The sequence below is a fragment of the Sphingobium sp. TomTYG65 genome (assembly GCF_055395525.1).
On record NZ_AP027331.1, the window covers coordinates 730,417 to 742,288 of the forward strand.

Genomic DNA, 11,872 nt, shown 5'->3' on the forward strand with positions numbered 1-11,872 from the left:
GGCGCCAAATGTCTTATCAGGATCTGGAAGCGGCTCTGCCTGAACTGCTGCGCAGATTTTACGGCCGTGTGCGGCAGGACGATCAGCTTGGGCCGATTTTCAACGCGGCCGTGCATGACTGGGACGAGCATCTGGCGCAGATCGCCGATTTTTGGTCGTCGGTGATGCTGGGAACGGGCAGGTACAAGGGAAACCCGGTGGCCCGCCACCTGCCGCATGCAGCGCAGATCGACCGGGCCAAGTTCGACCGCTGGCTTGAGCTTTGGCGGGAAACCACAGAGGATATGCTGCCGCCCGCTCCGGCGGCTGCGCTGCAGGCGAAGGCGGGGAAGATCGCCGAAAGCCTTATGCTGGCGATGCAGTTCCCCTCCCCTGCTCAACGGGCGATGATGGTAAAAGAGAAGGAAGCTAAGCCCGGAAGGGACGGCTGAGAAATGGCGAGTTGCTGAGGCCGAAGCGCCAGGGCGTGTCCACTCCGACATTGATGCCGATCCGGCGGCCCACTATGACCGGTGCCGAGACGCAGGGTGCGAATAGCTGAAACGGCACATCGCTCAGCGGCGCTCCGTTCAGCGATCCATCGATGCCTAGCGCCTGGCACAAGCGACCGGGGCCGGAGCAGAGCAGGCGCGGGTCGCTGATGCCCCTTCGATCCGCCATCTCCGCGATGCCGTGCGTCGGTTCCAGCGCACGGATAAGGACGGCGCTTCCCGCCTCCCCAGCCACCATGTTCAGGCACCAGTGCAAGCCGTAGATCCGGTAGATATAGGCGCGGCCGGGAGGGCCGAACATGACGGCGTTGCGGCGCTTTTGCCCGCCGAAGCTGTGGGACGCAGGATCGTCCATATCATAGGCTTCGGTTTCGACGATGCGCCCGCCAGCGCCGTTGACGAGCAGCATCGCACCGATCAGCCCGCGCGCGACCGCAGGAGCATCTTGTTGGAAGAAGGACGGATCGAGCGCGGATGCTGGATTCAACGTGGCCAAGCCAGCCTCATGACCCTGGGTCGGAGTTGGACAAGCACCTTCTCCCCCATTTAGCCCGTTTGCGACGGGACGACCGGGCCGCCCAAGGCGATCGCCTTTTGATAGGCGGGGCGGTCTTGCAGGCGGGACAGATAGGATTGAAGGCCGGGGTGACCGGCAGCCAGGCCGGCCCCGACCGCCAGTTCGACAAGATAGGCGAGTTGAATGTCGGCGATGGTGAAGTCCTCACCCATCAGCCATGGTCCGTGGCCTACGCCATCGGCGATATAGGCCATGGTCTTGCCCAGTTCCGGCTGCACGAAGGCGGCCAGATTTTCCGGCAAGCCGCCCAGCATGCCGCCGATCAGGTTCAGCATGACCGGCATTGCCGCAGATCCTTCGACATAATGCAGCCATTCGTCGTGAATGACCCGCGCCTTGCTGCCCGCCGGGGGAGCAAGACGGCCGCCGCCATACTGGTCGTTCAGATAGCTGAGGATCGCGCCGGATTCCGCGACGACAAGGCCATCGTCAACGATGACCGGCGCCTTGCCGAGAGGATGCACCGCCGCAAGCTCCGGCGGGGCGCGAAAGGACGGCGTCCGCTGATGGACGATCAGCTCGTAGGGAATGCCCAGCTCCTCAAGCGCCCACAGCACGCGAGTCGATCGGGAATAGACAAGGTGGTGGAGCGTGATCATCGACAATCCCTTTTACAGCTTCAGGCTAGCGGGGAAGAACCGGCTTCACCGCGACCTGGATAACAGCCTCTTCGAACGGCAAAATCAACAGGGTACGCCCCTGTTCATCGGTGACCTGGATCGCGCCGTTCAGATCGAGCACGCCGCTCGCGACATCGTCGCTGATCAACCCGCGTGCATTGGTGAGAGCCAGGCGCAGCGCATCTGCCGGGCTGTCGAGCATCACACCCTCTTCGTCCGCCAGCATGCCCGACCGATCATGGAGGTGAAAGTGCTAGCGCGCCATGATGGGCTTATAACTGTCCTGCCGCCTTCACTCACTAACGCAAGCGAGCGGCAAGGCGCTTTATGGCTGATTGCAACTGTTCCTGATACCCGGCAACTTATCCAATGTCCGCCGAGGCGCTGCGGGCGCGCCTTTCGATGATCCGGCGTGCACTTTCAGCCTCTCTCATCCAGGACTTCGCAGCGGTCAGGCATATTGCCCGGACGTTGGGCAGGTTGCTGCTTTCGGCACGGGCGAGATGGGTGGCCGCCTGGGCTTTGCAAAACTCAACAGATGGCTGATCCATGTCCATACCTTCATTCATTTGAAGGCCCGCCCCCTAGGGAGGCGGGCCTCGATGCTCCGGACGATTGCGGGGGGAAGCAATGGGAAGTCGTCCGGCTGCATATTAACCATCGGACCGGGCCGATGTTCCTGCCGGCTTCAGATTTGCGCTGACGTCCGTGCGCGCGAGGCGCTGTGGCCGCCGTTGCGGTAGAGGATTTCACGCGCTTCGACGGCGTCTATCGTGGATGCGCTGGAATCCACAGACACGAACACATTGCCGTTCCTGATCCGCTCATCATAATAGCCCGCGTCCTCGTCATCGACGCCGTGGCTCTTGAGCGTTTCGTTGAGCGTGCCGCCAGCTGCGCCCACGGCCGCGCCGATCGCTGCAGCGCCTGGCACCGCCGACGCCGCGATCGCGCCTGCCGCGACCAGCGGTCCCACGCCGGGAATGGCCAGGGCGGCAATGCCAAGCCCCGCCCCGAGCGCGCCGCCACCCAAAATACCCCTCAGCAGATTGCGATGGTCATCGTCGGTGATGTCGCCATCCCCCGTCCGCGTCGTCGTCTGGCCATCATGCTGGGCGATGATCGACAGCGAGCTGTCACTCACGCCCGCAGCGCGCAGTTCGGATACGGCGCGTTCGGCTTCGGCATGACTATCGAAAATGGCGGATGCGATCTGTGTCATTCTACTCTCCTCAAGGCATGAACGCCGGGCCGGTCGAACGGTGCAGGCATTTGCATCGTTCCCCGGCGGGCGCTCAATGCGATGAGGTGAGCGATAATCCGGCCGTGCTTATAAGGGCCGCATCACAGATCAACTTTCCGCCCTGGCGCTACGCCAAAGGCGGTCCGGAGAGGGGCAACGCTCCCCTCCGGAAATATGTCAGCCCCATTCGACCACTGACAGGATGTGCCGGTCAGCGCCGGGGAAGACATAGTCGAACTCCAGAACCATGGAGTCGCCCAGTGCGCCGCTTGCCAGAATGTCCGTTTCGACGAACGCCTGTACGCCGTTGCGGCCGAAGGCGCGGCGGGTGACATTGCCGTAAATGGGCGAGGCGTCGAGCCTGGCATCCACCTCCGGGTCGCCGGGCAGAGCGCGGTTGTAGGTTATCTTGAGGCGGCCCTTCAGTTCGGGATCATTGTTGTTCGCCTCTTCGAGCTTCTGGAACTTGTCCTCCAGATCATCGAGGCTTTCCATCAGGGTGCCGTAGTGGAAGCTATATTCCGGGTCCTCGTTGATCTTGGCGCGCATCTCCGCGACAGCCGGATGTTCGTCAGCAGAGCCGACCTTCAGCGCGTCATGCACAGCCGACACAAGGTTGCGCTGCGCGTCCGGGACGACGGACAGGTAGATGATCCCGTCGCCGCGCGGCTGATGCTTGTCATCGGTCACGAAGCGGTAGAAGTGAGTGCCATTCGGCAGCAGGAGGTCCTGCGTTTCGATGAAGCCGAGCAGTTTCAGCAGGCGCGCCGCAAGAGGCCCTTCCTCCGGATTTTTGTAGTGCAGCGCCATATGGCCCATCGAGCGGGGGCCGCGAATGTCGATTGCTGTTGCCATGTCTATCGTCCTCTCATGTGAAGCGGCGTCTTTTGAGGCGCCGTCAAGTCAGGGTTTGATCAGGATCTTGCACTGCGTCGTGGGCTTGCGGAGCGCCTCGAACGCTTCGGGCAGTTCGTCGAGCGTCACGGTCGCCGTGTGCATTGGGCGCGGATCGATGTCGCGCCGGGCGATCGCGTCGATGACGGCGGCGAAGTCCTGTTCCGTATAAGCCTGGCTGAACTGGATCGTGACTTCTTTGCCGAGTGCGACGATAGGGGCGATCACATCTTCCTGTATGACCACGCCCGCGACGACGACGCGGCCGCGCACGCTCGCCAGATCGACCGCCTGACGCAGCATGCCCGGTAGGCCGACACATTCGAAGACAACGCGCGGCCGTGCTTCGCCCGTCGCCTTGCGGTAGGCGTCGAGCACGTCTTCGGCATTGGGATCGATCGTTGCGGTCGCGCCCAGTTCTACGGCCCGGGCGCGGCGGCTTTCGGACATTTCACTGACCACGACATGGCGCGCCCCGGCATGGCGGGCGAAGAGTGCGACCGCTGCGCCGATGGGTCCGCCGCCCAGGATCAGCACGGACGCGCCCTTCGGCATGTCCGCCATGCTGACGATGTGATGACCCACGGCAAGCGGTTCGACCATCGCGCCTTCTTCGAAGTTCACACCGTCAGGAAGCCGCTGAAGCATGGGGCCGCGGGCGGCCACATATTGGGCGTAGGCGCCCTGTGCGTTGAGGTAGCAGCCGGTGAAGAGATTGGCGCTGCACAGTGCGGGCAGGCCGCTGTCGCAGGCATCGCAGCTATTGCAGGCGTTGAGCGGGAGGGCGGTGACGCGGTCGCCCGCCTTCCATCCGGTGACATTCGAACCGACAGCCGCGATCGTGCCTGCAAATTCATGGCCCAGGATGAGGCCGGACGGCGTATGGGCATGTTCGGTCACATGGAGGTCGGAGCCGCAAATACCGGCATTTTCGACCGCCAGGATGACCTGATCAGCCTCGGGCGTCGGGTCAGGCACATTTTCGATCGAAAGCGGCTTTCCCACTCCCTGGAATATGGCGGCGCGCATCTGTTCAAGCTCCTCGTTCGATAAAGGTGGTCACGCGTCCGCCAAGGCGGTGGCGCGGATGATTTCGGCGGCTCGCAGGCCCATCGCCATGGCCGGAGCGTTGGTGTTGCCCGACGGCAGGCCGGGCATGACCGAACAATCGATCACGCGCAGGCCCTCCACGCCGCGCACGCGCAACTGCGGATCGACGACGGACGCCGGGTCCGATCCCATCCGACATGTGCCGACGAAATGATAGCTGGAACTGCCGTTGCGCTTGTATGCGGTGATGATCTCATCATCCGTTTCGACCGCCGCGCCGGGGCTGTCTTCGGACACCACATGATCGGCAAGCGGCGCTGTGGCGAAGATACGGCGGATGAAGCGCAGACCCGCGATCGCCAGTTGCTGGTCATAAGGATCGGCGAGCCAGTTGGGATCGATGTCCATCGCCGCTTCGGGATCATCGCTGACGATCCGCACATGGCCCTGGCTGCGCGACCGCATCGCATAGGCGCCGATGAACGCGCCGGGATAGTCGTGCATGGTGACCGATCCCTGACCCGGCTGGAACGAGAAAGGCCCCATCATCACCTGCAGGTCGGCGCGCACTTCCTCCGGCTGCGATCGCAGGAATGCACCGACTTCGAAGCTGCTGTGGGTGAGAGGGCCCGCGCCCTGCAGGAAATATCGGGCAAGATTGCGATATAGCCGCCATCCGGAAAATTCGGCATTATGGCTCGCCCCGTTCAAGCGATAGAGGACCGGCAGCATGCGGTGATCGCGCAGATTTTCGCCCACGGCGGGCAGGTCATGCACCACCTCCACCCCGGCGCGGCGCAATACGTCCGCAGGACCGACGCCGGAAAGCTGAAGCAGGCGCGGCGAATTGAGCGCTCCTGCCGACAGGATCACCTCGCGCGAGCGATAGTCCATCAGCCCCGACGCATTGCGGACGGAGACGCCCACAGCGCGGCGGCCTTCGAACAGCACGCGCTGTACCACGCAATCGGTGACGATCATCAGATTGGCGCGATTGCGGATCGGGTCCAGAAACGCCTTGGCCGATGACACCCGCCGCCCGCGACGGATGTTGCGCATATAATAGCCAACGCCTTCCTGATCGCCTTCATTGAGGTCGGTCTTGAATGGCAGACCGAGGCGCTCGCCAGCAGCGATGAACGCCTCGCACAATTCCAGCTTCTCGCCCTGCGGCGAAATATGGAGCGGGCCGCCCTCGCCCCGCCTTTCGCTCGCGCCCAGCTCATGATTTTCCATGGCGTTGAAATGGGGGGCCATGTCCGCCCAGCTCCAGCCCTCGCAGCCCCAGGCGGCCCATTCGTCGAAATCTTCGGGCTGACAGCGGACATACATCTGCCCGTTGAGCGAACTGGTGCCGCCCAGCATGCGCCCGCCCAGCCAATATTCCGGTTCGTTGCGGCCAGCGGCGGGAGTCGCCGCGAATGTCCAGCTGTGGCGCGCGTCGCGCATGAGCAAGGCATTGCCGCGCGGCATGTGGATCAGCCAGTTCGTATCGCGCGGTCCAGCCTCGATCAGCAGCACGCGCACTTTGGGATCGGACGAAAGACGGTTCGCGAGCGCGCAACCCGATGAGCCTGCACCCACGATGATATAGTCGAACATTCTACCCCGCACCTCTCACCCGCCGCGCGCTACGCAGGCCCGCGGTCCTGACCCGGGAAGGAGCCGCGCGGGTCGGTAGCTATTCTGCTACAGCCGGCGTCGTTGCATAAGCTATGTTCTTCGTAACGGAGCGTTGCAGCTGACGTAACGCAGGAAGGAAAGCCGATCGCTTTTCAGGGAGCGCCGTTCGCGAAGACTTCGGGCAGGAAGGACAGGAAACTGCGCAATTTTCCGGGCTGGTAGGCTGATTTCTGATAGACGGCGAAAATGCCTTCCGCACCGATGCGGGGGTGGAGAATCTGATGCCCAGGAAGCAGTTGCACCAGCAGCCCGGCGGCAAGTTCCTCATCCACCTCGCGGAAGGGCATCATGCCGATCCCAAGCCCCGCCATGATCGCGCTGCGCAGCACCGTGCCGTCATTCACCCGCATTCTTCCGCGCGGCTCATAGCTTTGAACATCCCCGTCCGGCCCGACAAATTGCCACGGCATCGCATCCATTTCAGGGTCGAAGAGGACCGCCTCATAGGCGTTGAGCGCCTCAGCGGTTTGCGGCAGCGGCCTCGACGACACATAGTCAGCCGACGCCACGAGTACGAGCTGGCTTGGCGCAAGCAGCTTTGCGACCAGATCCGTGCTGTCGGGCCGCGTGTAACGGATATCCACGTCGATATTGTCGGCGATGAGGTCGGCATCCTCATCATTCGACACGAACAGGTCTATCTTCACTTCCGGATTGGCAGCCAGGAAACGCGGCAAGGCGGGGACGAGAAGGCGCGACGCGGCGATCGCCCGGATGTTGACGCGCAGCCGCCCGCGCGGCTTGCCCTCCAGCAGCGAAACGCTGTCGATCATCTCATCCAGGTCGGCAAGCATCGGCCGCGCGCGCCGCAGCAGCATCTCGCCAGCCTCGGTCGGGGTAAGCGTCCGCTTGCCCCGGTTGAACAGCCGCACCTTCAACTGCGTTTCGAGGGCGGCGATCTGGCGGGAAACGGACGCGGTCGATGTGCCCATCTGGCGCGCCACCGCCGAGAGGCTGCCATGCTGCATCGCGAGCACGAACATCCTGATGCCAGTCATCATCTGCATGACATATTCACTACCGCGCTTTCGCCCTCCCCCATTTTCGATCGGATAGCATCAGGCTGAGGCAGTGCAAAGGACAAGCGAGGGCGGATGCCATTGGGGTCTTGTGTGAAAAACTGCCGTTGTCGGTGATCGAATTTCAGGTGGTCGCCCCTGGGCTCGGCGGGCATGATGCACATGGAAGGCCGCACATCGGCCAATGGAGGATGCATAATGACTGCGCGTTCAGCCCTTTCCCGGGGGAAAGCAGGGCGGTTTCTAGCGACAGGAGCGCTGGCCGCTGCGGCGACGATGTTGACGGCGGCGGATGCGCCGACCGGCGGCGAGCCGGGCGTGTACGCTTTCGTGCTGGGCAATATCTACCTCGCCAATGGCGGATCGGGCGACGTCTGCCGCGCCGAGGATGAGGGCGGGCTGGAACGGTTCCGAAAGATGCTGCCGGCTGCGGAGCAGGAGAAATATGCCGATCCGGCCAAGCGCCAGGAACTCGAAAGATTGATGGACGAGCATTTCGGTTTCCGCCGCCTGATATTGCGTGAGGACCGGGCGGGGAAAGTCAAACTGCCGCCCGGCGTGGATCGGACTGCTGCGGTGACGCCTGAGCAGGCTCTTGCGATCGGAGCTTTGAACGGCTTCCCGAAGGGGAAAGGGCGGCCGGCCTTCAGCAACCGGGATGTGGTCTATAGCGCCTGTTCGGACCCCTATGATTTTAAGGTGCTGGGCCAAAATTTCCGGACCTATGACGGGCCGGTCGCAGCGGGCATGAACCTGGACGGCAAGGTGGGCAAGGAGGATTTCACCGGGCCCGATGGCGAAAAAGGCATCGACAACCAGCTTTGGCGGGTGGCGGGATGTTCCTGGCCGTTCCGGGAGGGGAGCAACCCGGATATCGCGCGCAAGACGCTGATTTCCATGCGGGCGCCTACGCTGATCGAGTTGCGCGGGGTGGATGACGTCCGCAATGATCCGGACGTGACCGTATCGGTTTATGCAGCGACGAGCGGCATCAGCAAGGATGGTAAGGGCGATGTGCTGTCGCGATCGACCTTTACCGCCGACCCGGACCCGCGCCTGAGGGCGACGACGAAGGGGCGAATTGAAAATGGCGTGCTGACGACCGATCCGTTCGACCTGGTGTTGAATTACAAAGAGCAGATTATCGATGCGCCGCGCCATATCCGGGGAGCGCGCATTCGGGCGACGATGACGAAGGACGGGGGCATAGAGGGCGGCTTCTACGGCTATTATACTTTGGACAGCTATTATGCGTCGATCGAGCAGATGACGCAGAATGGGGCCAATCTGTCTCGCATATCCTGCCCCGGCATAAGGCTGGCCATCGACCGGCTGGCCGATGGTTATCGCGATCCCAAGACGGGGAAATATACCGCTATTTCTTCAGCCTATCACTTCTTTGGGGCGCGGGCTTTTGTGGTGGCGCCGCAGGATATTGCGCAGAAATAATGAAGGAAATAGCGAGAAAAACGCGTTTCTGATCGAACTGGTTGTATTATACAACCAGTTCGATCAGGGCGATGCCTTCGGGCGGCAGGTCGATCGATAGCGTGCCGCCCTTCCCCAGTTGCCGCGTTTCGGGGGCGGCGATTTCGGCGGAGGCGCGGATCTGTTCGACCTGTGCGGGCGTGGGATATTGGGGCGAGCCGAGCTTGCGCCACATCGGGAAGGGTGAGGCCCGTTCCATGTCGACATAGCTGATCCGCGCGGTGGCCCCGGCGGCGGCGCCCCGCAAAGCGATGTCGAGCGACTTGGCGGTGCCCGACACGGTGCGCGTGCTGGCCATCCCCGGAATGCCCGAGGGCTGCTGCACATCGGCGAGGTTCCAGACCATGACGGCAGCGCCCTCCGCCGTGCGCGAGGCGAGCGCAGGGCCGGTCGAGGCGAGACGGCGCGCGCCCAAGCGGTTCATCAGCTTGTAGGTGTTGAACTGCGGCTTGGCGATGCCGCCGCGCGCCAGCATGCCCCAGCCATTGTCGCCTTCCTTCAGGATGAAGTCGGGCACGGCGATTTCCTCGAACCAGTTGCTCATCGCCCATTGGGACAGGGCATGGCAATAGGGCAGGCAGTTGGTGACGACATGAGCGATCATCGCCGGGCTGTCCGACGACCATTCAGACAGCCACAGTTCCGCGCCCTTGTAGCGGGTCGCGTCGATCTGGCGGCGGACCATTTCCATCGCGGCGGGGATCACCTGATTATGCTTGAGCCCACGATCCTGGCCGAAGACATGCTTCTGATCGTCGCCTGCGTAAAGATGCGTGCTGACGAAATCGACCGGGCAGTCGTTGGCGGCGCAGAAGGCGAGGAAGGAGTCGATCCACTGGACCGCCGAAGTGGAGGGGCCGCCGACCTTCAGGGCCGGATCGACCGCTTTCACGGCAGCGGCGGTCGCCTTGTAGAGCTGAAAATAATCGGCCTGCGTGCCGGAGAAGAAGAAGACCAGATCCGGTTCGTTCCACACCTCGAAATACCATTGGCGCACCTGTTCGCGGCCATAGCGGTCCACCAGATGCTGGACGAAGGTGGTGATGAAAGCGGACCAGTCGGCGAGCGAGGTGGGCGGCGTGATGTTCGCGCCGTAGAAGCCGAACTTCTTCGCCCCGCTGGCCAGCTTGCGCGGCATGAAGCTGAGTTCGACAAAGGGCTGGACGCCGCGCGCGAGCAGGCCGTCATAGACGGCATCGACATTCTGCCAATTGGGCTTCGCACCCGCGCTCCACACGCCAAGCTCATCGGCGAAGATGCCGTGGAAGCGGACGCGTTCCAGCCCTGCTTCCTTGTGGAAACGGTCGAGATCCTTGCGCCAGTCCTCCCGCAAGGTCATGGCGGCACGGTCGGACCCGGCGCAGCGCGACCAGATATGGTCCAGCTTGCCAGTTTCGCGGCGCAGATCGACCGTCACCTTTTCGCTGACGGGCGCGCCGACGGCCTGGGCGAAAGCGCGATCACCCATCATCGCCGCCGCTGTCATGGCGGTGCTCGCCTTTACGATCTGACGCCGGTTCCACATATCTTCATTCTCCATTCCGGTTGCCCGGTTCAATCTTCAAGGGTCGGCGTCAACTAAGCGCCTGCAGGGACCTGGTTCCATTCGGCCGGCAGGCCATTGGCGGTCAGCGCACAATAGGTGCCGGGCGGCGTATACATCAGCGCCACGCAGCGGTTGCAGCTATCACAGGCCGAGCGGTGAGCGGGATCGGCGCGGAAACGGTTGATCATCGCGGGATCATGAACCAGCGCGCGGGCGATGACGACCGCTTCGAAGCCTTCATCCAGCACCGATTGGGCCGCCTTGAGCGACATGACGCCGCCGACATAGCCGAGCGCGCAGCCGACCGCCGCCCGCACCTGCCGCGCGGCTTCCAGGAAATAAAGTTCGCGGAAGCGGATGTCCTTGGGCGTCATGGCCTTGAGCACAGCGAATTGCAGGCGCGACTTGAGCCCGCTTTGGAGCGCCGCCATGTCCTTGAGCGGCAGAGGGCTGTGGAAGATCGCCCATGGGGATTCGATGTTGCGGCCGCCCGACAGGACGAGCATGTCCGCCCCTGCTGCCTCCAGCATGCGGGCGGTGACGATGGCGTCTTCGACAGTCGCGCCTTTCTTGACGCCGTCATAAAGGTTGATCTTGGCAAGCACGGCCATGCTGCCGCCGACCGCCGCCTTGACCGCCGCAAGCACCTCCGCCGGGAAGCGGGCGCGGCCCTCCGCCGAGCCGCCATAGGCGTCGCGGCGCTTGTTCGACAAAGGCGAGATGAACTGGTTGAGCAGATAGCCATGGCCCATATGCAGTTCGACGGCGTCGAACCCGGCCTGCTGAGCCAGTTGCGCGGCGGCGACGAATTCACCCTGCACCTGATCCATGTCGGCGCGCGTCATGGCATGTTGCAGGAAACGGCCCTGCATCATGCCAAGCTGGTCGAGGCCGCCGCTGGCCGACATGGCGCGCGGCGTGGAAAGCTGCTTGTGCTGAACGAAGCTGCCCGCATGGGTGATCTGGGCGGAGATGCGGCCGCCCTCCGCATGAACGGCATCGACGATCGCGCGGTAATGCGGCATCGATTCCGCCGACATGACGCCCTGGCTTTCGAAGGTGCGTCCGTCGGGAGACACGGCGACATAGGCAAGGGTCGTCATGCCCACGCCGCCCGCAGCCAGCCGCCGGTGAAATTCGAGCAGCGACTTGGTCGGCACCGAATCCTTCGACATCATCTCGTTCGCGCCGGAGCGGATGAAGCGGTTCGGCAGCGTAACCGGGCCGAGTTGCAGCGGGGAGAAGGGATCGACGGTCATAT

At 63.3% G+C, this 11,872-nt stretch carries 11 protein-coding genes and 1 pseudogene; 2 read left to right on the forward strand and 10 right to left on the reverse strand.

What is annotated here, in order from left to right; translation table 11 throughout:
* Positions 1–8: 8 nt before the first annotated feature.
* On the forward strand, positions 9–431 hold the full coding sequence (locus ACZ5Y5_RS17170; RefSeq protein WP_464810638.1) for a group III truncated hemoglobin: 423 nt from the start codon (positions 9–11) through the stop codon (positions 429–431).
* Here the strand turns inward: ACZ5Y5_RS17170 and ACZ5Y5_RS17175 are convergent.
* The 8 genes and pseudogenes from ACZ5Y5_RS17175 to ACZ5Y5_RS17210 form a co-directional block, all read right to left on the reverse strand.
* The gene (locus ACZ5Y5_RS17175; RefSeq protein ID WP_464811637.1) at positions 409–978 is read right to left on the reverse strand and encodes a DNA-3-methyladenine glycosylase; all 570 of its coding nucleotides are present in this window, start codon (positions 976–978) and stop codon (positions 409–411) included. The genes ACZ5Y5_RS17170 and ACZ5Y5_RS17175 overlap by 23 nt on opposite strands.
* A 59-nt stretch (positions 979–1,037) precedes the next feature.
* Entirely contained in the window at positions 1,038–1,667 is a 630-nt protein-coding gene (locus tag ACZ5Y5_RS17180) for a glutathione S-transferase family protein (protein WP_464810639.1), read from the reverse strand.
* Between the two features lie 25 nt (positions 1,668–1,692).
* Positions 1,693–1,929 (reverse strand): annotated as a pseudogene (locus ACZ5Y5_RS17185) (DUF6894 family protein); the annotation flags it as partial.
* A gap of 447 nt (positions 1,930–2,376) precedes the next feature.
* Entirely contained in the window at positions 2,377–2,910 is a 534-nt protein-coding gene (locus ACZ5Y5_RS17190; RefSeq protein ID WP_464810640.1) for a hypothetical protein, read from the reverse strand.
* 198 nt (positions 2,911–3,108) lie between these two features.
* Positions 3,109–3,786, reverse strand: a complete 678-nt coding sequence (locus tag ACZ5Y5_RS17195; RefSeq protein WP_464810641.1) for a hypothetical protein — start codon at positions 3,784–3,786, stop codon at positions 3,109–3,111.
* Between the two features lie 48 nt (positions 3,787–3,834).
* Entirely contained in the window at positions 3,835–4,854 is a 1,020-nt protein-coding gene (locus tag ACZ5Y5_RS17200; RefSeq protein WP_464810642.1) for a zinc-dependent alcohol dehydrogenase, read from the reverse strand.
* 30 nt (positions 4,855–4,884) lie between these two features.
* Entirely contained in the window at positions 4,885–6,477 is a 1,593-nt protein-coding gene (locus ACZ5Y5_RS17205) for a GMC family oxidoreductase (protein WP_464810643.1), read from the reverse strand.
* Positions 6,478–6,650: 173 nt separating this feature from the next.
* Entirely contained in the window at positions 6,651–7,565 is a 915-nt protein-coding gene (locus ACZ5Y5_RS17210; RefSeq protein ID WP_464810644.1) for a LysR family transcriptional regulator, read from the reverse strand.
* Between the two features lie 210 nt (positions 7,566–7,775).
* Here ACZ5Y5_RS17210 and ACZ5Y5_RS17215 point away from each other — a divergent pair, with 210 nt between their 5' ends.
* Positions 7,776–9,026 carry a hypothetical protein gene (locus ACZ5Y5_RS17215; protein WP_464810645.1) on the forward strand — a complete coding sequence of 417 codons (1,251 nt, stop codon included), beginning with the start codon at positions 7,776–7,778 and terminating at the stop codon, positions 9,024–9,026.
* Between the two features lie 46 nt (positions 9,027–9,072).
* On the opposite strand, the gene ACZ5Y5_RS17220 is transcribed toward ACZ5Y5_RS17215, so the two are convergent.
* Together ACZ5Y5_RS17220 and ACZ5Y5_RS17225 are read right to left on the reverse strand one after the other, a co-directional pair.
* Complete coding sequence (locus ACZ5Y5_RS17220; RefSeq protein WP_464810646.1) at positions 9,073–10,605, reverse strand: GH39 family glycosyl hydrolase; 1,533 nt, start codon at positions 10,603–10,605, stop codon at positions 9,073–9,075.
* A 38-nt stretch (positions 10,606–10,643) separates the two neighbouring features.
* Entirely contained in the window at positions 10,644–11,870 is a 1,227-nt protein-coding gene (locus ACZ5Y5_RS17225) for an NADH:flavin oxidoreductase (RefSeq protein ID WP_464810647.1), read from the reverse strand.
* Positions 11,871–11,872: the final 2 nt, after the last annotated feature.